Origin of the sequence: Streptomyces sp. NPDC048484 (genome assembly GCF_040651415.1) — a bacterium.
Lineage (GTDB): Bacteria > Actinomycetota > Actinomycetes > Streptomycetales > Streptomycetaceae > Streptomyces.
Genome location: NZ_JBEZJY010000010.1, coordinates 36,530 through 60,438 on the forward strand (window position 1 = coordinate 36,530; position 23,909 = coordinate 60,438).

The 23,909-nt window shown below is 67.9% G+C and carries 25 protein-coding genes, 1 pseudogene and 1 riboswitch; of the genes and pseudogenes, 14 read left to right on the plus strand and 12 right to left on the minus strand.

Going from position 1 to position 23,909, the window contains the following annotated elements; translation table 11 throughout:
- Positions 1-52: 52 nt before the first annotated feature.
- Entirely contained in the window at positions 53-289 is a 237-nt protein-coding gene (gene rpsR / locus AB0D14_RS12310) for a 30S ribosomal protein S18 (protein ID WP_003949403.1), read from the plus strand.
- Positions 290-307: 18 nt separating this feature from the next.
- A complete protein-coding gene (gene rplI / locus AB0D14_RS12315) occupies positions 308-754 on the plus strand; it encodes a 50S ribosomal protein L9 (RefSeq protein WP_362777499.1) in 447 nt (148 codons plus the stop codon).
- Positions 755-1,061: 307 nt separating this feature from the next.
- On the opposite strand, the gene AB0D14_RS12320 is transcribed toward rplI, so the two are convergent.
- A complete protein-coding gene (locus AB0D14_RS12320) occupies positions 1,062-2,399 on the minus strand; it encodes an MATE family efflux transporter (protein WP_362777500.1) in 1,338 nt (445 codons plus the stop codon).
- 459 nt (positions 2,400-2,858) lie between these two features.
- Between AB0D14_RS12320 and dnaB the strand changes: the two genes are divergently transcribed.
- Both dnaB and AB0D14_RS12330 read left to right on the plus strand, forming a co-directional pair.
- Positions 2,859-4,337, plus strand: a complete 1,479-nt coding sequence (gene dnaB / locus AB0D14_RS12325) for a replicative DNA helicase (protein WP_362777502.1) — start codon at positions 2,859-2,861, stop codon at positions 4,335-4,337.
- Positions 4,338-4,595: 258 nt separating this feature from the next.
- Positions 4,596-5,984 carry a serine hydrolase domain-containing protein gene (locus AB0D14_RS12330; protein WP_362777504.1) on the plus strand — a complete coding sequence of 463 codons (1,389 nt, stop codon included), beginning with the start codon at positions 4,596-4,598 and terminating at the stop codon, positions 5,982-5,984.
- Between the two features lie 109 nt (positions 5,985-6,093).
- On the opposite strand, the gene AB0D14_RS12335 is transcribed toward AB0D14_RS12330, so the two are convergent.
- On the minus strand, positions 6,094-6,546 hold the full coding sequence (locus tag AB0D14_RS12335) for a GNAT family N-acetyltransferase (RefSeq protein ID WP_362777505.1): 453 nt from the start codon (positions 6,544-6,546) through the stop codon (positions 6,094-6,096).
- Between the two features lie 39 nt (positions 6,547-6,585).
- Complete coding sequence (locus tag AB0D14_RS12340) at positions 6,586-7,050, minus strand: MarR family transcriptional regulator (protein ID WP_362777506.1); 465 nt, start codon at positions 7,048-7,050, stop codon at positions 6,586-6,588.
- 140 nt (positions 7,051-7,190) lie between these two features.
- On the opposite strand from AB0D14_RS12340, the gene AB0D14_RS12345 reads away from it, so the two are divergent.
- Both AB0D14_RS12345 and AB0D14_RS12350 read left to right on the plus strand, forming a co-directional pair.
- Positions 7,191-8,420 carry an MFS transporter gene (locus tag AB0D14_RS12345; RefSeq protein ID WP_362777508.1) on the plus strand — a complete coding sequence of 410 codons (1,230 nt, stop codon included), beginning with the start codon at positions 7,191-7,193 and terminating at the stop codon, positions 8,418-8,420.
- A 73-nt stretch (positions 8,421-8,493) separates the two neighbouring features.
- Positions 8,494-8,907, plus strand: a complete 414-nt coding sequence (locus tag AB0D14_RS12350) for a heme-binding protein (RefSeq protein ID WP_362777510.1) — start codon at positions 8,494-8,496, stop codon at positions 8,905-8,907.
- A gap of 75 nt (positions 8,908-8,982) precedes the next feature.
- Here the strand turns inward: AB0D14_RS12350 and AB0D14_RS12355 are convergent, their stop codons facing one another.
- Positions 8,983-9,849: a GNAT family N-acetyltransferase gene (locus AB0D14_RS12355; RefSeq protein WP_362777511.1), complete on the minus strand. Its 867-nt coding sequence runs from the start codon at positions 9,847-9,849 to the stop codon at positions 8,983-8,985.
- 5 nt (positions 9,850-9,854) lie between these two features.
- Positions 9,855-10,391 (minus strand): DUF2269 family protein, encoded by a 537-nt coding sequence (locus AB0D14_RS12360; RefSeq protein ID WP_362777513.1) that lies wholly within the window; start codon positions 10,389-10,391, stop codon positions 9,855-9,857.
- Positions 10,392-10,467: 76 nt separating this feature from the next.
- Here AB0D14_RS12360 and AB0D14_RS12365 point away from each other — a divergent pair.
- Positions 10,468-10,825 (plus strand): annotated as a pseudogene (locus AB0D14_RS12365) (hypothetical protein).
- Positions 10,826-11,217: 392 nt separating this feature from the next.
- On the plus strand, positions 11,218-12,900 hold the full coding sequence (locus AB0D14_RS12370; RefSeq protein WP_362777516.1) for a globin domain-containing protein: 1,683 nt from the start codon (positions 11,218-11,220) through the stop codon (positions 12,898-12,900).
- 97 nt (positions 12,901-12,997) lie between these two features.
- Here the strand turns inward: AB0D14_RS12370 and AB0D14_RS12375 are convergent, their stop codons facing one another.
- From AB0D14_RS12375 to AB0D14_RS12395, 5 genes are all read right to left on the minus strand, one after another.
- Positions 12,998-13,480, minus strand: a complete 483-nt coding sequence (locus AB0D14_RS12375; protein ID WP_362777518.1) for an NUDIX hydrolase — start codon at positions 13,478-13,480, stop codon at positions 12,998-13,000.
- Between the two features lie 66 nt (positions 13,481-13,546).
- Positions 13,547-14,452 (minus strand): LysR family transcriptional regulator, encoded by a 906-nt coding sequence (locus AB0D14_RS12380; RefSeq protein WP_362777521.1) that lies wholly within the window; start codon positions 14,450-14,452, stop codon positions 13,547-13,549.
- 214 nt (positions 14,453-14,666) lie between these two features.
- On the minus strand, positions 14,667-15,806 hold the full coding sequence (locus tag AB0D14_RS12385) for a cystathionine gamma-lyase (RefSeq protein WP_362777523.1): 1,140 nt from the start codon (positions 15,804-15,806) through the stop codon (positions 14,667-14,669).
- The gene (locus AB0D14_RS12390) at positions 15,803-16,144 is read right to left on the minus strand and encodes a hypothetical protein (protein WP_362777524.1); all 342 of its coding nucleotides are present in this window, start codon (positions 16,142-16,144) and stop codon (positions 15,803-15,805) included. Before AB0D14_RS12390 ends, AB0D14_RS12385 begins: the two co-directional genes overlap by 4 nt.
- Before the next feature lie 9 nt (positions 16,145-16,153).
- On the minus strand, positions 16,154-16,531 hold the full coding sequence (locus AB0D14_RS12395) for a phage holin family protein (RefSeq protein ID WP_362777526.1): 378 nt from the start codon (positions 16,529-16,531) through the stop codon (positions 16,154-16,156).
- 59 nt (positions 16,532-16,590) lie between these two features.
- On the opposite strand from AB0D14_RS12395, the gene AB0D14_RS12400 reads away from it, so the two are divergent.
- The 4 genes from AB0D14_RS12400 (at position 16,591) to AB0D14_RS12415 (ending at position 18,944) form a co-directional block, all read left to right on the plus strand.
- Complete coding sequence (locus tag AB0D14_RS12400) at positions 16,591-16,908, plus strand: cupin domain-containing protein (protein ID WP_362777528.1); 318 nt, start codon at positions 16,591-16,593, stop codon at positions 16,906-16,908.
- A gap of 174 nt (positions 16,909-17,082) precedes the next feature.
- Positions 17,083-17,295, plus strand: a complete 213-nt coding sequence (locus AB0D14_RS12405; RefSeq protein ID WP_362777530.1) for a DUF5326 family protein — start codon at positions 17,083-17,085, stop codon at positions 17,293-17,295.
- A 395-nt stretch (positions 17,296-17,690) separates the two neighbouring features.
- Positions 17,691-18,404, plus strand: a complete 714-nt coding sequence (locus AB0D14_RS12410; RefSeq protein ID WP_362777847.1) for an IclR family transcriptional regulator C-terminal domain-containing protein — start codon at positions 17,691-17,693, stop codon at positions 18,402-18,404.
- 99 nt (positions 18,405-18,503) lie between these two features.
- Positions 18,504-18,944: an SsgA family sporulation/cell division regulator gene (locus AB0D14_RS12415; RefSeq protein ID WP_362777532.1), complete on the plus strand. Its 441-nt coding sequence runs from the start codon at positions 18,504-18,506 to the stop codon at positions 18,942-18,944.
- Positions 18,945-19,067: 123 nt separating this feature from the next.
- Here AB0D14_RS12415 and AB0D14_RS12420 read toward each other — a convergent pair whose 3' ends face one another.
- Positions 19,068-20,360 carry a YibE/F family protein gene (locus tag AB0D14_RS12420; RefSeq protein ID WP_362777534.1) on the minus strand — a complete coding sequence of 431 codons (1,293 nt, stop codon included), beginning with the start codon at positions 20,358-20,360 and terminating at the stop codon, positions 19,068-19,070.
- A gap of 21 nt (positions 20,361-20,381) precedes the next feature.
- Here AB0D14_RS12420 and AB0D14_RS12425 point away from each other — a divergent pair, with 21 nt between their 5' ends.
- Together AB0D14_RS12425 and thiC are read left to right on the plus strand one after the other, a co-directional pair.
- A complete protein-coding gene (locus AB0D14_RS12425) occupies positions 20,382-20,594 on the plus strand; it encodes a hypothetical protein (protein ID WP_362777536.1) in 213 nt (70 codons plus the stop codon).
- Positions 20,595-20,686: 92 nt separating this feature from the next.
- A riboswitch (TPP riboswitch) is annotated at positions 20,687-20,843 on the plus strand.
- Positions 20,836-22,710, plus strand: coding sequence for a phosphomethylpyrimidine synthase ThiC (thiC, locus tag AB0D14_RS12430; RefSeq protein ID WP_362777538.1), 1,875 nt, complete (start codon positions 20,836-20,838; stop codon positions 22,708-22,710). Its footprint overlaps the riboswitch before it by 8 nt.
- Positions 22,711-22,863: 153 nt before the next feature.
- Here thiC and AB0D14_RS12435 read toward each other — a convergent pair whose 3' ends face one another.
- Complete coding sequence (locus AB0D14_RS12435; RefSeq protein ID WP_362777540.1) at positions 22,864-23,733, minus strand: hypothetical protein; 870 nt, start codon at positions 23,731-23,733, stop codon at positions 22,864-22,866.
- Between the last annotated feature and the right edge of the window lie 176 nt (positions 23,734-23,909).

A 23,909-nucleotide genomic window follows, 5' to 3' on the forward strand; every position in this document is an offset into this window, starting at 1 on the left:
GCGCCGAGGGTGGGTCGTACCCACACTTCTTGATCACACAGGAGAGACACACATGGCGAAGCCGCCTGTGCGCAAGCCGAAGAAGAAGGTCTGCGCATTCTGCAAGGACAAGGTCACGTACGTGGACTACAAGGACACGAACATGCTGCGGAAGTTCATTTCCGACCGCGGCAAGATCCGTGCCCGCCGCGTGACCGGCAACTGCACGCAGCACCAGCGTGACGTCGCCACGGCCGTGAAGAACAGCCGTGAGATGGCGCTGCTGCCCTACACCTCCACCGCGCGATAAGGGAAGGGTGACCGACTCATGAAGATCATCCTCACCCACGAGGTCTCCGGCCTCGGTGCCGCGGGCGACGTCGTCGACGTCAAGGACGGTTACGCTCGCAACTACCTGATCCCGCGGAACTTCGCTATCCGCTGGACCAAGGGTGGCGAGAAGGACGTCGAGCAGATCCGTCGTGCTCGCAAGATCCACGAGATCGCGACGATCGAGCAGGCCAACGAGATCAAGGCCCGCCTCGAAGGCGTCAAGGTCCGCCTGTCCGTCCGCTCCGGCGACGCCGGTCGTCTCTTCGGTTCCGTCACCCCGGCCGACGTCGCTTCGGCGATCAAGGCTTCCGGTGGCCCCGAGGTCGACAAGCGCCGCATCGAGCTGGGCGCGCCGATCAAGACGCTGGGCGCCCACGAGACGTCTGTGCGTCTGCACCCCGAGGTTGCCGCCAAGGTCAACATCGAGGTTGTCGCAGCCTGATCGCTGCGCTCGGCAGAACTGAGAGAAGGGCCGCACCCCGCGTGGGTGCGGCCCTTCTTCATATGGCTCGGGTCTTCACCAGACTTGGGCTGCCGGGCTGCCGGGCTGCCGGGCTGCCGGGCTGTATGGGCTGCTGGGCTGAGAAGGGCGGTTCTGTACGGGTCGACCTCTGTACGGGTCGACGTCCTGTTTCACGTGAAACGAGGCGAACCAGCCAGCCAGCGAACCAGCAGGGCAGCGCCGTTGTGGCGGGGCCCGTTTTCTCGTTTCACGTGAAACGTGGGCGATCCCGTTTCACGTGAAACAGTCAGCGCGTAGCGCCCGTGACGATCCAGCGGCCCGAGCGGGTGCGTAGCCACAGAGTCAGCATGCGTACGGTCATCATGAGGGTCATCGCAGCCCAGACGGCGGTGAGCCCGCCACTGAAGGCGGGTATGAGCAGCGCCACCGGCGCGAAGACCGCCAGGGTAAGCAGCATGGCGCGCGCGAGGTACGGGCCGTCCCCCGCACCCATCAGAACGCCGTCCAAGACGTAGACGATGCCGCAGATCGGCTGGGAGAGCGCCACCATGAGCAGAGCGGGCAACGCTATGTCGTGGACGGCTGAGTCGCTGGTGAACAGTGGGAGGTAAAGGGGGCGGAAGGCGATGACCAGGCCACCGAGCACGACGCCGACGGCGATGCCCCACTCCACCATGCGGCGGCAGACGACACGGGCCCCTTGGGTGTCGCCCGCGCCGAGATAGCGTCCGATGATGGCTTGCCCCGCGATGGCGATGGCGTCGAGCGCGAAGGCGAACAGGGTCCACAGGGACAGGATGATCTGATGGGCCGCGATGTCGGCGTCTCCGAGGCGGGCGGCGACGCCGGTCGCGATCATGAGGATTGCGCGCAGCGAAAGGGTCCTGACGAGTAGCGGTGCACCGGCCTGGGCTGAGGCGCGTATCCCGGCCGCGTCGGGCCGTAGAGAAGCACCGTGCTTGCGTGCCCCCCGGACCACCACGACAAGGTACGCCGCGGCCATACCGAACTGGGCGATGACGGTGCCCCAGGCGGAGCCGGCGATGCCGAGGTCTGCTCCGTAGACGAGACCCACGTTGAGCACGGCGTTGGCGACGAATCCCGCGATGGCGACGTAGAGCGGTGTCCTCGTGTTCTGTAGGCCGCGCAGAACTCCGGTGGCAGCGAGGACGACGAGCATCGCGGGGATTCCGAGCGCCGAGATACGAAGATAGGTGATGGCGTAGGGGGCGGCGGTCTCCGAGGTCCCGAAGAGTTCCACCAGTGAGGGTGCGGTGGGCAGAACAACGGCGATGACGGCGGCGCCGAGCATCAGGGCGAGCCAGATGCCGTCCATGCCCTGGCGGATGGCGGCCTGAAGGTCTCCCGCGCCGACCCGTCGGGCGACAGCGGCCGTGGTGGCGTACGCGAGGAAGACGAAGATGCTGACGGCTGTGGCGAGGAGGGCGGAAGCGACTCCGAGACCGGCGAGTTGCGCGGTGCCGAGATGGCCGACGATGGCGGTGTCGGCCATGAGGAAAAGAGGCTCGGCGATGAGTGCGCCGAAGGCCGGAACGGCCAGTGCGACGATCTCGCGATCGTGCCGACGCCGGGTGGCCCTGGGGGCCGCGGGAGCCTGTGTCATGCACATCAATGTAATCTTCCACAGGTAAGAGATGCAAGTGCTCATAGACCCTTACTGGCAAACTCGTGCGATGCCTTGCCGCGTGCCATTCGCGCAGATCTTGGGCTGACGCGAAAAGTTTTTCTTCTGCACAGCCGGTGGATGGGATAAACACAGGTCAGAGGCCATGGCGAAAAGAAGCTGAGTGCTTGTTCACAGGCCTGTCCACCGGGTCGTGCACAGGTTTTGCGGGGTTCTCCACAGCATCGGGGCCGTCGTCCACATGGCCTGTGGATAACCAGATTGGCTGACGGTGCCGACGGGCCTACCGTGGTGCGGCACCCTCTCCCTCCTCCGTCTGCGGAAACCTCGCAAAACCGACGCGTCAGAACCGGAGTTGGGCGTCTCATTTGTCAGTGTCGTGCCGTAGGAATGAGGGGCACGGCGAGGTCCGCTCGGCGGACGGGAGGAGGTGGCCCGGTGAGTATTTCCGAGCCCTTGGACGACCCGTGGGCCGACAGCGGTCCCAGTGACCGTCTGCCCGTCTCCCGCCAGCGCCGCGATGGTGGGGGCCGGGGTCGAGAGGATCAGCACGACCGCGGTTCGGACAACAGTGCCTGGGACGGCGCGGGCTCGTCCTTCGAGCGCGTCCCGCCGCAGGACCTCGATGCCGAACAGTCCGTCCTCGGTGGCATGCTGCTCTCGAAGGACGCCATCGCCGATGTCGTCGAGGTGCTCAAGGGCCACGACTTCTACCGGCCCGCGCACGAGACCGTCTACGGCGCGATTCTCGACCTCTATGCCAAGGGCGAGCCGGCCGACCCGATCACGGTCGCCGCCGAGCTCACCAAGCGCGGCGAGATCACCAAGGTCGGCGGCGCGTCGTATCTGCACACCCTCGTGCAGACGGTCCCGACGGCGGCCAACGCCGAGTACTACGCGGAGATCGTCCATGAGCGCGCGGTTCTGCGCCGCCTGGTTGAGGCCGGCACACGCATCACGCAAATGGGATATGCGGCCGACGGTGACGTGGACGAGATCGTCAACAGCGCCCAGGCCGAGATCTACGCGGTCACCGAGCAGCGCACGACCGAGGACTATCTGCCGCTCGGCGACATCATGGAGGGCGCGCTCGACGAGATCGAGGCGATCGGTTCGCGGTCGGGGGAGATGACCGGAGTGCCGACCGGCTTCACCGACCTCGACCAGCTCACGAACGGCCTGCACCCCGGCCAGATGATCATCATCGCGGCTCGTCCCGCCATGGGTAAGTCGACGCTGGCGCTGGACTTCGCCCGAACCTGCTCGATCAAGCACAACATGCCGAGCGTGATCTTCTCGCTCGAAATGGGCCGCAACGAGATCGCCATGCGTCTGCTGTCCGCCGAGGCGCGCGTGGCCCTGCACCACATGCGCTCCGGCACGATGACCGACGAGGACTGGACCCGGCTCGCACGCCGGATGCCGGACGTCTCGGCCGCTCCGCTCTACATCGACGACTCCCCGAACCTTTCGATGATGGAGATCCGTGCCAAGTGCCGCCGACTCAAGCAGCGCGCCGACCTGAAGCTCGTGATCATCGACTATCTGCAGCTGATGCAGTCGGGCGGCAAGCGCTCCGAGAGCCGGCAGCAGGAGGTTTCGGACATGTCGCGAAACCTGAAGCTGCTGGCCAAGGAGCTGGAGTTGCCCGTCATCGCGCTGTCGCAGCTGAACCGTGGTCCCGAGCAGCGCACCGACAAGAAGCCGATGGTCTCCGACCTACGTGAATCCGGCTCCATCGAGCAGGACGCGGACATGGTGATCCTGCTGCACCGCGAGGACGCCTACGAGAAGGAGTCGCCGCGCGCGGGCGAGGCGGACATCATCGTGGGCAAGCACCGAAACGGCCCGACGGCCACCATCACGGTCGCCTTCCAGGGCCACTACTCGCGCTTCGTGGACATGGCGCAGACCTGATATCCGCCCGTACCGTCTCCGTGAGACTTGCTGGTCGGGGCTCTCACCCTTTGGGGTGATGCACCCCCTAGGCGAGCCCTAGGCCCCCGGCTGGCCCTGTTCGGCACGGAACTCGTCGAGCAACTCGAAGAACAGCTCGATCGCGGGCCGGTCCTTGGCCGCACCGCTCCTGAGCCGACGCACAGGGAGAGCTGAGAACCACCCCGCCCGGCGGCAAATGCGCTCGACGTGAGACGTCGGGGCAGGTGGACTTGGGCCATGACGACGACATCTGCGGAAGAGCTGCTTCCCGCCACGCGCCGTGCCCTGCTGCACAGAATCGCCACCGCTCAGACGGAAGGACGGGCGCCGTCGTTGGCGGCTGCGGTCGTGCGCGGCGGGAAGGCGGTATGGCACGGGTCCCGTACCTCGGTGGACGGGCACGGACCCGACGAGAATGTGCAGTACCGCATCGGCTCGATCACCAAGACGTTCACCGCCGTCCTGGTTCTGCGGCTGCGCGACGAGGGCGTGCTCGACCTGGGCGATCCGCTGGAGAAACATCTTCCGGGTACGGGCGCGGGGGAGGCGACGATCGTCGAACTCCTCGCACACACTGGCGGGTTGGCTGCCGAGTCGCCCAGCCCCTGGTGGGAACGGACTCCCGGATCACTGCGCCCCGAACTGGCCGATGTACTGGGCGAGCAGCCGTACCGGCATCCGCTCGGCCGACGGTTCCATTATTCGAACCCCGGCTACACATTGCTGGGCGCGTTGGTCGAGGAGTTGCGGGGCGCCCCGTGGGAGGAGGTCCTGCGGAGCGAGGTGCTCGAGCCGCTGGGACTGCACCGGACGAGCGGACAACCGCGGGCGCCTCATGCGGGCGGCTGGGCCGTGCACCCCTGGGCGGACGTGATGCTTCCCGAGCCGAGTGAGGATTTGGGGCGGATGGCGCCGGCCGGCCAGCTCTGGTCGACCAGCGGCGACCTGGCGCGCTTTGCCGTCTTCCTCGCCCAAGGTGACGACCGGGTGTTGAGCGCGGAGTCCGTGCGGGAGATGCGTACGCCCGCCGCTCCGGCCGAAGTGGAGGAAGTGGCTGCCGGTGCTGCGTACGGCCTCGGGATGCAGATTCAGCACCGGGACGGCCGGACCCTGGTGGGGCACGGCGGTTCCCTCCCGGGCTTTCTCGCAGGGCTCATGATCAGCATTAAGGACGACCTGGCCGCCGTCGTACTCGTCAACTGCACCTCGGGCCCGCCGGTGTCGACGGTCGCCGCCGACCTCGTACGTATCGTCGCGGAGGCCGAGCCTCGAATCCCCGAGCCGTGGCGGCCCTTGACCGAAGTCGACCGGTCGGTACTCGACTTGGTCGGACCGTGGTACTGGGGGACACACGCTTTCGCGCTGCGTCTCACAGCCGACGGGGACGTCACGCTCGGGCCGTTGTCGGGCAACGGCCGACGGTCTCGTTTTCGGGTCAAGGCCGACGGGTCCTGGACGGGGCTCGACGGCTACTACGCAGGCGAGCCGCTACGGGCCGTTGAGGGCCCCGACGGGTCGGTGAGCCACCTGGACCTCGGGTCGTTCGTGTTCACGCGGCAGCCGTACGGCGAGGGCCTGCCGATCCCGGGTGGGGTGGACCCCGAGGGATGGCGCGGGATCAAGTAGTCACCCTCTCGGAACGTCGCTCGGTGTGGTGTGACGGGGGCGTTGTTTCACGTGAAACAACGCCCCCGTCACACCGTGACCCATGGATCCGTCGTCAGCGTCACGCGACTCAGAGCTGCAGCTTGAACCCGACGTGCGATGCCGTGAAACCGAGACGTTCGTAGAACCGGTGAGCGTCTGTCCGCGTGGCGTCTGAGGTCAGCTGCACCAGCTGGCAGCCTTCGCTTCGGGAACGGTCCACGGCCCACTCGATGAAGCGGGTGCCCAGACCGCTGCCTCGCTCGTCGGCGTGCACACGCACGGCTTCGATGATCGCGCGGGTCGCTCCCTTGCGGGCCAGTCCGGGAACGATGGTGAGCTGGAGGGTGCCCACGACACGGCCCTCGCGCACGGCGACGACCAGGTGCTGGTTCGGATCGCCGCTGAGGCGTTCCAGCGCAGTCAGATACGGGGCCAGGTCGTCCGGTGACTCGCGCTGCGCGCCCAGCGGGTCGTCGGCGAGCATCGCGACGATCGCGGGGACGTCGTCCGCGACTGCGGGGCGTATTTCAAGATCTCCCATGACGACAGCCTAGGCAGAACACTGCTTCGAGCCTGTTGCCTACGCGGGAGTGGGAGCGCTCGCCGACTCCACGGCGCGAACCAGAGGAGCCAGCTCGGGGTTCTTGGCCGCTTCGTCCAGTGCCTCGCGCAGTGCCGCGTCGTTGGACGGCCGGGCCTCCTCCAGGAGCTGGAGCCCCGCCTCGCTGACATTCGTGTAGATGCCCCGGCGGTCGGTGGGGCACAGGTAGCGCGCAAGCAGGCCGCGGTCCTCGAGCCGGGTCACCAGGCGAGTGGTGGCGCTCTGGCTGAGGACGACCGCGTCGGCGACCTGCTTCATCTGTAGATGGCCGCCGTCGCCGTCGTGCTGGCGGCTGAGGACATCGAGGAGCGAGTACTCACGCACGCTCAGGCCGTGCTTGGTCTGCAAGGCCCGCTCGATGTGCGCCTCGATCCTCCCGTGCAGCAGAGAAAGGGCGCACCACCCCTGAGCGAGAGCGGTGAGTGCGGGGTCCGTCGCTGTCATGGCATTTCCTCCGTCACCGAGCGGCTGACACCAGGATAGGGCACGGCCGAAATATACCGCTCTTGCATTTAACCCGCGTCTGCAATTATTGTTGGCACGCGTTAAGCGCTCCTGCAATCTTCTGGGAAGGTACTCCCCTCATGCCTCTCGCGCTTCTGGCCCTCGCGATCGGGGCCTTCGGAATCGGAACCACCGAGTTCGTGATCATGGGCTTGCTGCCCGAGATCGCGGGTGACTTCGGTGTCTCCATCCCCACCGCGGGGCTCCTCGTGACCGGCTACGCGCTCGGAGTCATGTTCGGCGCGCCCCTCATGACCGCGCTCGGCACCAAAATGTCCCGCAAGCGGATACTGATGCTGCTGATGGGACTGTTCATCGTCGGCAACCTGCTTTCCGCCGTCGCCCCCACGTTCTCCGTCATGCTGATCGGACGCGTGGTCGCCTCGCTCGCGCACGGTGCCTTCTTCGGCATCGGTGCGGTCGTCGCCGCCGACCTCGTCGCGCCGGACAAGAAGGCCGGCGCCATCGCGATGATGTTCACCGGCCTGACCGTCGCCAACGTCGTCGGCGTACCGCTGGGCACTCTCATCGGACAGTCCGTCGGCTGGCGCGTCACCTTCACGGTCGTCGCCGCACTGGGCGTCCTCGGCCTGGCGGGCATCGCCAAGCTGGTGCCCGACATGCCCAAGCCGCAAGGCGTGCGACTGCGTCACGAACTGGCCGCCTTCAAGAACGTCCAGGTCCTGCTCGCCATGGCGATGACCGTCCTCGGCTTCGGCGGAGTCTTCGCGGCGATCACCTACATCGCGCCGATGATGACGCAGGTCGCCGGTTACGCCGACGGCTCCGTCACCTGGCTGCTCGTCCTCTTCGGCCTCGGCATGGTGGGCGGCAACCTCGTCGGTGGCAGGTTCGCCGACCGCGCCCTGATGCCGATGCTGTACGTGTCACTGGGCTCCCTCGCTGTCGTCCTCGCCCTGTTCACTCTCACCGCGCACAACAAGATCGCAGCGGCAGTGACCATCGTGCTGATCGGCGCCCTCGGGTTCGCCGCCGTTCCGCCGTTGCAGAAGAGGGTGCTCGATCAGGCACACGGCGCCCCGACGCTCGCCTCCGCCGTGAACATCGGCGCCTTCAACCTCGGCAACGCCCTGTCGGCCTGGCTCGGTGGCGTCGTGATCGCCGCAGGCCTGGGGTACACCGCCCCCAACTGGGTCGGCGCCGTCCTGGCCGCCGCCGCGCTGCTCCTCGCCGTCCTCTCGGCCGCTCTGGAGCGCCGTGCCGACTCGGCCGACCACGCGGCCGATCAGGTCGTCACCGGGGCGGAGCAGGCGCAGTCCGTGAAGCAGCGGTCCGTCGTCCACAACTGAGGGGCCGGGCATGTTTCCGACCAGCAGGCATCCCCCACACAGACGCAGTACACCTCGCAAGGAGAAACCCCTCATGAGCAGCACCACCGTCACCCCGCTGACCATCCAGGACGCCGAGGTTCTCGTCGCAGCCGCCCGTCGTGCCGCGGAAGCCGGCGACGTCACGGTCAGTGTCACGGTCCTCGACGCGGGCGGCCACTTGCTCGCCTTCCAGCGGGATGACCGAGCGGTGCTGATCTCGGGCGAGACCAGCACCCGTAAGGCCTACACGGCGCTGCAGCTCGACACCTCCACCGCAGACCTCGTCGACGCCGTCCAGCCCGGAGGGCCCTTCCACACCCTGCCGACGGCGCTCGACCGCCCGCTCCTGTTCATCGCGGGCGGTGTCCCGGTCCACCGTGACGGTCGCCTGATCGGCGCGATCGGAGTCGGCGCGCCGGAGCAGGACCACGCCTTCGCCACCGCAGCGGTGAAGGCCATCGCCTAGGACACGCCTGGGACCTGTCCTAGGTAAACCGGCCCTTCAGGAACCGAACGATTCATCGTTTTCGCGGCCAGCGGTTCAGCCCGCGGCAACGGTGAGGGGAGCGAACCGCCTTGTCCAGTCGCCGGGCAACTCTCCGATGCCGTACGTCATGACCGCGTTGAAACTCAGGGAGGTGAGCCCGCGCTCATTCACCCATGCGAGCAACTCCTCATGCCGTACATCGATGTCGGTGCGCAGTGGGCGGTCGGTGCGTGAGGCCAGCGAGATGATGAGCGCCTTCGCCGCCTCGGTGTCCCGCGCGATCAGCGGGCCCACGACATGGCTGTCCATGTTGGGCCAGGCCGCCGCGTACCCGATGATCCGGCCGTCCTCCTCCGCGACGTGCAACTGGTCGGAGAAGGCGGGCAGTCGCGTGATCATGTGCGTCCGGTCTGTGCCGAAGACCTCCTCGTCGAGGTGGAGGATCGCGGCGAGGTCGCCAGCCGTGGCCGGACGGGTGGCGACCTTGGGCTCCGGGCCGCCGGGAACGAAGTGGCCGCGGACCATATCGGCCCGTCCGACAGTCTTGAAGCCCAGTTCCTCGTAGAGGGGGCGGCCGTACGGTGTGGCGTGCAGGGTCAGTGGGGTAGTCCCCAGCTCGGCCATGACATGTCGCATGAGCCGGCGCCCGATGCCCTGGCGGGCATGCCGTTCGGCGACCAGCACCATGCCGATCGCTGCCAGATCGGGCTGGTCAGGCCGCCCGTAGGCGGTCACGATGCACGCGGTGACCAGGCCTCCGCCGGGATCGTCGATCCCGTAGCCCGTGCCCGCCGCGAGCAGCAGACCCCACTTGTGTTCCTCGCGGGGCCAGCCCCGGTTCTCGGAGAGGTCGGCGCAGGCGGAGAGATCGCGAGGCGTCAGACGGCGAATGGGCAGAGCGGCAGGGGAAGAAGTCGACACGCAGGTCAGGCTGTCCGACCGGTGGCTCCGACGTCCACCGGTTTGCGGGCAGCCGTACGGATCTTTTGCCCGCGTCGGGTCAGCCCCCAGGGCTTGGAGATCGAGATCACCGTCATGAAGAGGTACGCGGACAGCGAGACGATCGGCCCGAAGAGGACGTCACCGGGATCGGGCAGTGGCCCACCGGCGGACACAGCGGTGACCGCGGAGTCGACCCCGGGGCGCAGGGCGAAGACGGTGGCCGTGACCGTGGCCAGGGTCAGCCAGAACTTGATGTAGACCCACCGATGCCTCGCCAGTCCCCATGGCGTGCCCAGGGACAGCACCAGGCCACTGAGGAACGTGAGGAACGCGAGGGGGAGCAGGAGCCAGTCGGCGAAGGTCTTCATGGCGCGGACAGAGGCCTCCACGGTCGCCGCGGACCCGGTGGTGGTCGCGGTGATCCCCAGCGCGAGCAGCCCGAGCGTGAGCCCGAGCCAGCAGGCGGACGCGGCTACATGGACGACGAGGTTGGCCCGGCGTGCGGGGCGGCTTAGTTTCACGTGAAACACGGTGCCGGGCGTCAGCGCCAGGGGCGTCTGACAGCGGGAGTAACCCCGCGTACTAGCCTCGGCGTACATGGCGGGACTTCATCTCTTCAACCTGAACGGGACGTTGCTGCACGGTTCGTCGGTGCCCGTGCAGATCTGACCACTGCGCCGTGGTTTCCCTCTTGCCCTCGTTCTTTGTGGAGCGGCTGACCGTATGGGGCGCACACGCGGCGTACGGATCACGGTTTCCGACGGCGCCGTTCACCGAGCCGGCGGATTCGGCGGGGGTTCTGAGCGCGGTGGCCAAGGTGGCTGTCGCGGACCGGCATCTGGAGTGCCTGGCCACCCATTCCTGCGGCGGGCGGGATCTACGGGATGCCTATGAATTGGCGTGCCCCGTCCGGCAATTGAGACGATTGACAGGACGTCTCCCACTCAATTCCTGACGTAAGGAAGCCGGGACTTGTGCCTCGGACAGTGGCCGGTATGGTCGACTCCGGTTCGTGTCCGACAGCGGGATGCCCGAGAGGGTGTCCGCATATTCCGCCGGGGTGAACACAGGGCAATACAGCCTAACGGGACAGAGAGATCGAAGACCCGCATTTGTGGTTACGTGACCGGGCCGTTGATGCTGAGTGAGATGCTGCGATGGCAGTAGTGCGGCCAATGTCACATTCTCGGCTCACTTGTCCACGGAGTGCGTGATGACGCGGTTCAATGTGGCCGCATTGGCCGACAGGACGGAACGGGGCGAAGTAAGCAGTCCGCGGGGGAAGGCAGGCATCTTCCGAGAGGAGGTGCGCAGATCGACCGAAAGATGTTCGAGGCGAGGCACAGCATGGACGCTCCGACCACCACGTCTGCCGACAACGGCACTTCTGGGGGTGGCGGCGGAGGCGGCTGGTTCACGCCGCACACACCGCCGGAGGCACCTGCGGGCGGCGAGCAGGAGGCGACGGAGGGGCGGCGCCTGGCCGCGTTGCGGCCCGTCGGCAGGCCCGCGACGGGAGACAGCGGCCCGACCCGGCCGCGAGTACCCCCGAACGCGGAGCCAGGATCGGACGCCGACCGGGCCGATGCCGACTCCACCCGTGCAAGCGGCCGCCACGCGGGCTCACCCGAGAGCGGCTCCCTCGACGACGGCTCCACGACTGGCGGCTCCACCGGTGCCGGGCCCGTACCTGCCGCAGTCCCTGCTGAGAGTGCCACCCGTGCCGACTCCGCCGTGCCCCCGGCGGTGTCCTACGAGGCGGCCCCCGCCGTACCGACGCACACCGGGCCCCCCGCTTCGCCCCAGCCGCGCCATGAGCCTCCCGCCGCCGACCAGCGCCCGGCCCACGCCCACGCCCCTGCCCCCACACCGGCCTCGGCACCCGCTCCCGCGGGGCCCCCCTCCGTCGGCCCCGCCTCCCCCGACGCCCTTCTCATCCGCCGCACCATGGACGAGGTGGCACCGGTGGCCGACAAGGTCACCTCGTATTTTTACGCGTTGCTCTTCGTACGCCATCCGGACCTGCGGACCTTGTTCCCGGCCGCGATGGACACCCAGCGGGACCGGCTGCTCAAGGCCCTGCTGACGGCGGCCGAGCACATGGACAACACCGAGACGCTGGTCGCTTATCTGCAGAACCTCGGCCGGGGCCACCGCAAGTACGGCACTCGCCCCGAGCACTACCCGGCCGTCGGAGAGTGCCTCCTCGGCGCGCTCAGCCGGTTCGCCGAGGCGGTCTGGGACCGGGAGACAGAGGCGGCCTGGGTCAGGGCATACACGAAGATCTCCCAGGTCATGATCGACGCGGCGGCCGCAGACGAACTGCGCGCCCCGGCCTGGTGGTACGCCGAGGTGATCTCGCACGACCTGCGGACTCCCGACGTAGCCGTCATCACGGTCCGCCCCGATCAGCCGTATCCCTTCCTCGCCGGGCAGTACACGAGCCTGGAGACCCCCTGGTGGCCGCGCGTCTGGCGGCACTACTCGTTCGCCTCCGCGCCCCGGTCGGACGGACTGCTGTCGTTCCATGTGAAGGCGGTTCCGGCGGGCTGGGTCTCCAGTGCGCTGGTGCACCGGGCCCGCCCCGGCGACATCATCAGGCTCGGCCCGCCCGCGGGCTCGATGACCGTCGACCACACCACCGACAGCGGGCTGCTCTGCCTGGGCGGCGGCACCGGCATCGCCCCGATAAAGGCGCTGGTCGAGGATGTCGCCGAGCACGGCCAGAGGCGACCGGTCGAGGTCTTCTACGGTGCCCGCACCGATCACGACCTGTACGACATCGACACCATGCTCCGGCTCCAGCAGAGCCACTCGTGGCTCGCGGTGCGCCCGATAGTCGACCAGCAGGCCCACCTCCAGCTCCCCGACGCGGTGCGCGAGTTCGGTCCGTGGAACGAGTACGACGCCTATCTTTCGGGGCCGCCCGGCATGATCCGTAACGGTGTGGACGCGCTCCGGGACATCGGCGTCCCGTCGGAACGGATTCGTCACGACGCGGTGGAGGATCTCGTCGCGACACGGGACTGACTTCGAACGAGGGCCTGGGCAGGGCCTGGGCAGGAACTCGGCGGCAGGAGACGCCCGGCTTCGGTGCCAGGCGGCCCCGGTCGGCAGCAGCGAGCCGTCAGCCCAGGTCGGGAGCCTGCATCGCCCGTACACCCTCGATGTTCCCGTCGAGATAGTGCCGCAGCGAGAGCGGTACGAGATGGACGGAAGCGATGCCCACCCGAGTGAAGGGAATCCGCACGATCTCGTACTCGCCGCAGGGTTCCTCCATCTCGGGACCATGACGCAGCGAGGGGTTCATGGATTCCAGTCGGCAGACGAAGAAGTGCTGCACCTTCACACCGGTAGAACTGCTGTCCTCACCGATGTGCTCGACGGTGTCGACGAAGCAGGGCACGACATCGGAGATCTTGGCACCGAGTTCCTCGTCCACCTCACGGTGGAGCGCGTCGACGACGGTCGTGTCCTCCGGTTCGACCCCGCCGCCGGGCGTCAGCCAGTAGGGATCGACGCCGGGCTTGGTCCGCTTGATCAGGATCAGGTCATCGCCGTCCAGCAGGACGGCCCGGGCAGTGCGCTTGACCACGGGTCGGACGGTCATGGGAGGAATGTGGCCCGGTTGGTTCCACGTGAAACATCGCCGCCCCGACCAGGCGAAGCATCTTCGTCATGACCAGTCGGTAGCGGCGCGCATCAGCCACTCGTGCGCCCGCGCGATATGAGGCATAGCCAGTGTGCCGGTCCGTACCACCAGGAAGTACGTGCGAAGCGGAGGTACCGCGGGTTCGGTCAGCGCCACCACGTCACCCCGCTCCAGAGCCGGTCCGCACAGATAGCGCGGCAGTACCGCGAGTCCCGCGCCGGTGGTGGCGCAGGCGAGCACGGCGCGCAGGTCGGGAACGATGACGGTGCCCGACGCCGCCGGCAGGGAGTCGAAGACGGAAGCCCAGTAGCGGGCGATGAACGGCAGCGACTCGTGCACCTCCACCACGGGCAGGTTCTCCAGCGCGGGCGCACCCTTGTGTCGTAACTTGTCGGAGCCGATACGGGTGACCCAGTGCGGGGCGGCGACCAGCACGTGCTCCTCGTCGCAGAGCGGAGTCGCGGTAAGCAGAGAGCCCCGGGGGCGGGCCGTGCTGATGGCCAGATCATGATGCCCGGCAGCGAGTCCCTCCAGCGTTTCCTCCGCATTGCCGAACGAGGCCCGCAGCGCGAAGCCATGCCCGTCGTCCCCGATCAGCTCGGTGAGTGCGGGCAGTGCGCGTTCAGCGGTGAACTCCGGCGGTCCGGCGAGATGGAGTGTGCGTAGGGAGGAGTCCGCGTCGAGGCCGGTCTCGGCGATCTCCACCAGGGCGTCGAGATGCGGAGCGGCCTTGTGGGCCAGTTCGTCGCCGGTGGTGGTGGGGGTCACCCCGCGGGCCTGACGCAGGAACAGGGGCCGGCCCAGCTGTCGTTCGAGCGTACGGATCTGTGAGGTGACGGCCGGCTGGGAGAGGCCGAGCAGAGCGGCGGCACGGGTGAAGGAGCCGGCCCGGTGCACGGTCACGAAGGTCCGCAGCAGGGCCAGATCCATGATGTCCCTCCCCTCTCCAGCCCTCCGGAAGCTCCCCACTATAAATATGTCGATAGGTCTCTGTCGCTACCGTGATTGGACACTGACACAGAGTCAACTAGCCTTGTTCGCGCGGTTCTTTGCGCACAGAACCGGGGCGGTCCGAGCCACGAGGGGGGAGGCTCGGACCGTCTGTCCTGCGTAGTTCTGTTACTGACCAGTCGTCAGTAACGGCTCACTTCGCGGACTCGTCGAGCGCCCGCAGGACATCCGCCACAAGGTCCTCCGGATCCTCGGCACCGACCGAGAAACGGATGAAGCCCTCCGGGACCGCGTCGCCGCCCCAGCGACCGCGCCGCTCGGCCGTCGACCGCACCCCGCCGAAGCTCGTCGCGTCGTCCACCAGCCGCAGCGCTTCGAGAAAACGGTCGCCGCGCGCGCGGGAAGGCAGCGTGAACGACACCACACACCCGAAGCGCCTCATCTGTTGCGAGGCGATCTTGTGCGAAGGGTCGTCCGGCAGGCCCGGATAGCGGACCCCGAGTTCCTCCCGCCAGTCCCGCAGCATCTCGGCGATCACCAGCGCGTTCGCGTTCTGCCGGTCCACACGCATCTGCAGCGTGGCGAGCGAGCGATGCGCGAGCCATGCCTCCATCGGCCCCGGGATCGCCCCGACGATCTTGCGCCAGCGCCGAACGGAGGCCATCGCGGAGGCATCGCCGCCCGTGACGTACCCCAGGAGGACGTCGCCGTGCCCGGTGAGCTGCTTGGTGCCACTGGCCACGGAGAAGTCGGCGCCCAGCTGCAGCGGCCGCTGCCCGAGCGGGGTCGCCAGGGTGTTGTCGACGGCGACGAGACAGCCGCGCGCGTGGGCCGCCTCGACGAGCCGCCGCACGTCGCACACGTCGAGCCCCGGGTTCGACGGGGTCTCGATCCACAGCAGCTTCGCCCCGTCGAGGACGTCGAGCTGAGCGTCGCCGCCGGTCGGCGCGGTGCGCACCTCGATCCCGTACGCCTCCAGCTGTCCGCGTACGAGCGGCAGAACCTGGTAGCCGTCGCTCGGCAGCACGACCGTGTCGCCCGCGCTCAGCTGGGAGAAGAGGACGGCCGAGACGGCGGCCATGCCGGAGGCGAAGACGAGCGTCTCGACGCCGTCGCCCTCCGGAGCCTCCAGCTCGCCGATGGCGCGCTCCAGGTGGGTCCAGGTCGGGTTCTCGTCGCGCCCGTAGGTGTACGGCCCGGTGGGGTCGCCCGGCAGATGGAAGTGGGCGGCGAAGACCGGGCCCGGGAGAGTCGGCTCGTGCTTGACCGGCTCGGGCAGCCCAGCCCGCACGGCGCGCGTGCCGTCACCCGCTCCCTCGAAAGAAGTCGTCATGCTGCCTGTTCCTCCACTTGCTCCCGTACAGCGGCGAGCAGGCCGTGGCTCGCCGCCTCCACCATCTCAAGACACTCCTCGAAACCGTCCATGCCCCCGTATGAGGGATCCGGTACGTCGAGATCGTCGTCGGCGGTGGGGTCGTACGAGCGCAGCAGCCGGACCTTCTCGGCGTCGGCAGGGATGGGCGCGAGACGGCGCAGGGCCCTCAGGTGGCCGGAGTCGAGGACTGTCGCCAGGTCGGGCCCGGCCTCGGCCATCCGCGCGCGGAAGACCGATTCGGCCCTCGGAGAGCGGCAGATGCTGCCGGTGCACACGAAGCACACGCGATAGAGCATCCGGGTCGCTCAGTCCTCGTCAGGGAGGACGACGTTCAGCGCCCAGGAGACGAGCGAGATGATCAGGCCGCCCAGGACGGCGGTCCAGAACCCGTCGACGTGGAAACTCAGGTCGAGCTTGTCCGCCAGCCACGAGGTGAGCAGCAGCATGAGGGCGTTGACCACCAGCGTGACCAGACCGAGCGTGAGGATGAACAGGGGGAAGGTGAGGACCTTCACGACCGGCTTGACCAGGAAGTTCACCAGTCCGAAGACCAGTGCGACGAGCAGCAGTGTGCCGACCTTCTTGCCCGTGCCGTCACCGGTCAGGGTGATCTTGTCGAGCAGCCACACGGCCACTGCCAGGGCGCCCGCGTTGGCGATCGTCTTGACTACGAAATTCTTCATGTGTCTGATCGTGACAGAAGAGATCGGATACGAGCAGCGGGGCAGGGGCGGACAAGGCGATGAAGGCATTCCGGCTGGACGAACTGGAGGCGGAGCGCGCCGCCAACGACGGTGCGTACCTCCAGTTCCTGCGTGAGAAGAACATGTCGGTCGGCCTGTACGCGCTGGACGCGGGCATGCCGGACCCGCAGCAGCCCCACCGCCAGGACGAGGTGTACTTCGTCGTGAGCGGCCGTGCCGCGATCACGGTCGGCATGGAAACGACCCAGGTGGCGCGCGGCAGCGTCGTGTACGTACCCGCGGGAGTCGCTCACAAGTTCCACCACATCAGTGAGGATCTGCGGGTTCTCGTGGTCTTCTCTCCGCCGGAGAGCTGACGCCTGCCTCAGGGTTCCCTAGGGGGACGGTCAGGGGAGGGCAAGGGGTGCGAGGCCCCCGCCGGCACCCCTGCCGCGCTTAGCATCGACGGCAGGACATGCAAGACCCGTCAGCGTGGCGAAACGGGCAGAGGCAGTACTCGGAATCGGGCAGAAAGACGAGGAACAAGGGCGATGCGAGAAATCTTCATGGGGATGCCGTGGTGGGTCAAGTGGGTCGCGGTGCCGGTCATCGCCCTGGTCGTGTTCGGCGGCCTGATAGCGAGCGTTGTCGGGTTCGTGATCGGCCTGCTCTTCAAGCTGCTGGTCTTCGTGGCCCTGGTCGGTGGACTGGTCTACGTCGTACGGAAGTTCATGTCGAGCTCCTCGTCGAGGAGCGACTGGTAGACGGTGGTGCAGGGGGCCAGTGCTCCGCCGGACCTCGCCGACAGGCGTCGGCCCCGGATGGGGCCCGCCCCGCGACCGGGTCATCGGTCCGTGACAACCGATGGCCCACCGTGCGACAACCCGTCGGAGGCAGTGAATATCGACGATTCCCTCGGGTGAGGGAAGTTTTCGACGCATGCCGTCAGCGATCGGTGGCAGACGGTTAAGGTCCGGAGCTCGACGCGGGTTGATCCACGCGAGCGGCGTTCCGAACCCTCCCGTGAAACCCCCGCACGGGTGGCCCCCTCGCGCTTCGGGAGTGACCCTTGGCCACGGTTGACACCGCGCCCGCAGGACCGCACGGTTCCATTTCCGAGCCGCACCCCACGACCCTCATCGGCTCGGTACAGCGCGCCATGCGGTTGCTGGAGTCCGTGGCGCGTCATGAGCACGGGGCGCCCGCGAAGCAGCTGGCCCGCGAGGCCGGGCTGGCCCTCCCCACGGCGTACCACCTGCTGCGCACCCTGGCGCACGAGGGATATCTGCGGCGCGAGAAGGGACTGTTCTTCCTCGGCGAGGCTGCCGAGCGACTGAGCAGCAGCGGCGCCGGGCAGAAACGTCGCAGCAAGGTCGCCGACGCGCTGGCGGGCTGGCACGATGCGATCGGTGCCCCGGTGTACTACGCGATCTACCGCGATGGGGAGATCGAGGTCCAGTGCGTCGCCGACACCCCGGGCAATCCGGCGGTCGAGGAATGGGCGGATTTCCGCGAGACGGGGCACGCGCATGCGATCGGTCAGTGTCTGCTGTCCCAGCTCGACGACGAGGCGCGCAGGGACCACCTCGATCGCTATCCCGTGCAATCCCTCACGCCGTATACGGTGCGTGACGATCACATCCTGATGCGACGCCTCGAATCGACGCCACGCATGCATCCTGTGATCGAACGTCAGGAGTACGTGCTGGGGACGGTCTGCGCCGCAGTACCGATCACGATGGGCGGCACGGCCGCCGCGATGGCCATCTCCATGCCGTCCCACCAGGCCGATCGGCTGTTGCCGGCGGCACGGCGACTGCAGAGCGAGATCGGCGAGCTGCTGGGGACACTCTCACTCTCTATCAGTATCTGAAAACTCACTCCTTGTGATCTGGTGTACACGTTGAGCAAGATGCCAGAAGTGTTTAGGTGGACGATTCCCGGCCATGGACGGCAAACGACGGGGTAGGCGATGCGCGAGTCGGTAGTACAGGCAGACGTCATGATGAGCTTCGTCGTCTCGGAGGAGCTCTCCTTCCGCATCCCGGTGGAGCTGCGCTACGAGACCTGTGATCCCTATGCCGTGCGTCTGACCTTCCACCTGCCGGGTGACGCCCCGGTGACCTGGGCCTTCGGCCGGGAGCTGTTGGTCGACGGAGTGGGCCGCCCGTGCGGGGACGGAGACGTGCACATCACCCCCGCGGACACCGAGGGGTTCGGCGATGTGCTGATCCGGCTTCAGGTCGGCGCGGATCAGGCTCTGTTCCGCTGTGGTACGGCGACTCTGCTGGCGTTCCTCGACCGTACGGACCGGCTGGTCCCGTTGGGTCAGGAGCGCTCCCTCGCCGACTTCGACACCCACCTGGACGAGGCTCTGGACCGCATCCTGGCGGAGGAACAGAGCGCGGGGTGAATGACTCGGGCCGAAGTGGCAGCGGGCCGGAGTGACATAACGCCTCTCGTTGTACGCCGTCCCGTGCGGGCGTGACTGCCTGTCGGGGCCCGGTGATCAACCAGCCTCCCGGGCGGCCCGGGTTCAGTGCTTGCGGCGACGGCCGCTTCCGCCGCGCAGCGGTGCCTTTGCACCGGGCTGGATCTGCGGCTGCTGCGGCTGCTGTGGTTGCGGCTGACGAGCCGGGGTGGCGTCGCCCGGGCGGTCCGCCGAGACGACCAGGGCCGCCAGAGCCGTCGTGACCGGCACCGAGGCGACCAGTCCGATCGAGCCGACGAGCGTGCGCACGATCTCCTCCGCCACCAGTTCGCTGTTGGCCACCGTCCCCACGCTGCTCTGCGCGATGGAGAAGAGCAGCAGCAGAGGGAGCGCCGCGCCGGCGTAGGCGAGGACGAGCGTGTTGACGACGGACGCGATGTGGTCGCGGCCGATGCGGATGCCCGCGCGGTACAGCCCTCGCCGGCCCATCGTCGGATTGGCTTCGTGGAGCTCCCAGACCGCTGAGGTCTGCGTCACCGTGACGTCGTCGAGCACTCCGAGCGAACCGATGATGACACCCGCGAGCAGCAGGCCGCTCATGTCGATGGAAGGGTAGAGCCCGTGGATCAGGCCGGTGTTGTCGTCGGTGTTTCCGGTCAGCGCGGCCCAGTCGATGAACAGTGAGCCGAGCAGCCCGATCAGTAGCAGGGACAGCAGTGTGCCCAGCACCGCGACCGAGGTCCGGGCCGAGAGGCCGTGGCACATGTAGAGCGCGATCAGCATGATGGCACTGGCTCCGACCACCGCCACGACCAGCGGGTTCGAACCCTGCAGGATCGCGGGCAGGATGAAGAACGTCAGGATCAGGAAGCTGACGGCCAGCGCGATCAGTGCCATGACACCGCGCATCCGGCCCACCACGACCACGGCGAGGGCGAAGATACCGGCGAGCAGCGCCATCGGGAGCTTGCGGTTCACGTCGGTGACCGAGTACTGCAGCTCCTTGGGGGCATCGGGTGCGTACGCCACGATCACCTCCTGGCCCTGCTCCAACTGCCGTGAGGAGTCCGGCTGGACGATCTCAGTGAAGGTACGGCCCTTGTCCTTGCCGGTGTCGACCCGGACTGTCGCCTTCTTGCAGGTGCCTGAGGCCTGTTGCTGTGCGGACGAGCCCTCGGCCGTGGAGGTGTCACCGGTCGGAGCCTCACCCGAGGCGTTCACGGACTTGCAGTCGACCTTGTCGACCTTGGTCACGGTGGCCTGCTGGGTCTGCCGGTCGAAGCCGACACCCGTGCGCTCGTGCCCGGGGGCCCCACCGGGCCAGAGCACCGCGAGACCGACGACGACCGCTGCGGCGAAGGGGATCAGTACCGCGGCGATGATTTTGCGCAGGTGCATGGAGACGGGGGCCGCGGGGCCATGACTGTGCGAGTGACCGTGCCCACCGCCGACTGGTCCCTCGCCGCCACCGCCACCGCCACTGCCACCGCCGCCGGGCCGGTCACCCCCACCGCCCCCTCCGGGGTTATGGGATCCCTGTCCAGGTCCGTCCTCGTGACCGTGGCCGTCGTGGCCCTGTCCGTGGCCCTGTCCGTGGCCCTGGCCACGGGGCGGTTCGGACGGCGGAAGTGAGGGCTGCTGCGTCGTGGTCACCGACCGATCATCGCAAGAACGAGAGGGGCCCACTGTTCACCGCGCCCATTGTGAGGCTAGCGTGGAGGCACCTTTGCACACGCGGGAGCTCGGAGCACCGGGCTGAGAGGGCGCTGAACTCCGTATACGCGATGTTTCACGTGGAACATCGCCGGACGGAAAACGCTGCGTCGACCGCCGAACCTGTTACCGGGTAATGCCGGCGTAGGGAGTAGGTCTCATGACCAACAAGGACGCACGCACGCCTGCCTCCAGCCAGACGAACGGGGCGCTCGCCCCGGCCGACGGCACTGAGGTCTCCGCTTCCCCCGAGAGCGGTGGGGCAGCTGCCTCGCCCGAGAACGACGAGGGCGGGAAGTCCATCGGCTGGCACAAGGCGTATGTCGCGGGCTCGCACCCCGGCCTGCGGGTGCCGGTCCGTCAGGTGCATCTCACCAACGGCCAGTCGGTCACCCTGTACGACACCTCCGGGCCGTACACCGATCCGGCCGTCGATACCGAAGTACGCAGGGGCCTGGCACCCCTGCGCGAAAACTGGATCATCACCCGTGGCGACACCGAGGAGTACCCGGGCCGACCCATGCGCCCCGAGGACGACGGGATCAAGCACACCTCACCGCGCGGTGGGCTGCGCAATCTCGACGCGGTCTTCCCGGGGCGCCCGCGACTGCCCCGCAGGAGCCGTGATGGGCGGGCGGTGACACAACTCGCTTACGCGAGGCGGGGCGAGGTCACGTCGGAGATGGAGTACGTGGCCATCAGGGAGAACGTTTCCCCCGAGGTCGTCCGCGAGGAGATCGCGGCAGGACGGGCCGTTCTGCCGGTCAACGTCAACCACCCGGAGATCGAGCCGATGATCATCGGTAAGCGTTTCCTGGTGAAGGTCAACGCCAACATCGGCAACTCCGCGGTCACCTCCTCCATCGAGGAGGAGGTCGAGAAGATGACCTGGGCGACGCGCTGGGGTGCCGACACGGTCATGGATCTGTCGACCGGTCGCAACATCCACACCACGCGGGAATGGGTGCTGCGCAACTCTCCCGTGCCCATCGGAACGGTCCCCCTCTACCAGGCGCTGGAGAAGGTCGAGGGGCGCGCCGAGGAGCTCACCTGGGAGATCTACAAGGACACAGTCGTCGAGCAGGCCGAGCAGGGCGTGGACTACATGACCGTCCACGCGGGCGTGCGCCTGCCCTACGTACCGTTGACCGCGAACCGCAAGACCGGCATCGTCTCGCGCGGTGGCTCGATCATGGCGGCGTGGTGCCTGGCCCACCACAAGGAGTCGTTCCTGTACGAGCACTTCGAAGAGCTCTGCGAGATCCTCGCCGGCTACGACGTCACGTACTCGCTCGGCGACGGCCTGCGGCCAGGGTCGATCGCGGACGCCAACGACGCGGCGCAGTTCGCGGAGTTGCGCACCCTCGGGGAACTCAACAAGGTCGCGAAGCGTTTCAACGTACAGACCATGATCGAGGGCCCGGGACATGTCCCGATGCACAAGATCAAGGAGAACATCGACCTTCAGCAGGAGATCTGCGATGAAGCTCCGTTCTATACGCTCGGCCCGCTGACGACGGACATCGCGCCGGCGTACGACCACATCACCTCCGGCATCGGTGCCGCGATGATCGCCTGGTGGGGCACGGCCATGCTCTGCTATGTCACGCCCAAGGAACACTTGGGCCTGCCCAACCGTGACGACGTCAAGACGGGCGTCATCACCTACAAGATCGCGGCCCATGCGGCGGACCTCGCCAAGGGACATCCGGGCGCACAGGAGTGGGACGACGCGTTGTCGGACGCCCGCTTCGAGTTCCGCTGGGAGGACCAGTTCAACCTGGCCCTGGATCCGGACACGGCCCGGGAGTTCCACGACGAGACGCTCCCGGCCGAGCCGGCCAAGACGGCGCACTTCTGCTCCATGTGCGGGCCGAAGTTCTGCTCGATGAAGATCAGTCACAGCATCAATGAGCAGTTCGGCGGTACGGCGGCCGCGGGGGCCTCGCCCGAGGAGGTGGCCGACGGGATGCTCCAGAAGTCGAAGGAGTTCGCCGCGTCGGGCAACCGGGTCTATCTGCCACTGGCCGACTGAACCGGTGGGCCCGCCGACTTCGCCCGGTTCAACCGGGCGAAGTCGGCGGGCCGCTGGTGCCGCGGTACCAGCGGCCGGTCTCCGGTCGGGAGGGCAAGAAAAGATCGACGACGGATTCCCGTCGTCGATCAGTCTTGGCAGGCAGGCAGGCTCTTACTCGGGAGCGTGCTCCGGTCCCCCGAAGTCCGGGCTGCTGAAGTCCGGGCTCGAGAAGCTGGGGCGGGGGCCCGCTGCCGGTCCGCCGTCGGGGCTGCTGAACCCGGGGCGGTTGTAGCCGAGCTGCGGCATGCGGCTGGTCGGTGCCGACGGCTTCGTACGGCCCAGGGCCGCAGTACCCGGATCCGCTAGGGCCTCCCTGAGGAACGGCATGATGCCGTGCTCCAGGAGGGCGTCGTGCCAGGCTTGCCTGGCACGGTCGACCTCCTCGCTGCGTTCCCCGTGCACGCCGGCCTGGAGCGAGCTGGCGCCGTTGCGCAGGGCGGCGAGGAGCAGGCCGACCGCGGCAACCAGGATCGAGGCCGCCGTGATGGCGCCGAAGACCCATCCGGTGGTGAGGAGGGTCTGGGTGATGACCGGCTGCGGGTCGAGCATCTTCAAGATGTAGCCGGCGAGCAGGAATATCGCTGCGGCCGTACCGGCGAGGACGGGGGCGAGCACGGCGACGACCGCGGCGGCTCCCGCCCCGGTGGTCTCGGCGACCTCCCCCATGGTGGCGGCGAGCCCCACCGCGCTCGTGCCCGGATCCGTGGAGTTGGATCCTTCGCGGACGGGAGGGGTGGACGGCGCCGGCTGGCGCAGTTCCTCGCGGACCTTCACGTAGTGCTGGTACTCCGTCGCCGCTGCCACCGTGATCAGTGCGGTGGCGTTGAGCGCCATCGTGCGCAGCTGTTCGGGGTTGAGCCGCTGACCGACAGCGGCGAGTTCTGGACGGTGTGGTGCGGAGCGCAGCGCCTCGTCGAGGATCCGCTCGTACTCTTGGCGGTCCTCGCTCAGCAGGTGCTGCGGAACGCTGTTCATGTGCATCCCCCGATGCTCCGTAGGGCTTGGGGCTCGGCATGCTGACGAGCCGTCGGGCAGAAACGGAGGGGAGCCTGCTACGGATAAGCCGATGGTAGAGCGGTGACGGCACAGGGTGACAGGGGGTTTCCAGAATTTGCCCCCGGATCGCACGTGTCCTTCATCGAAGGACGTGTGCCCCG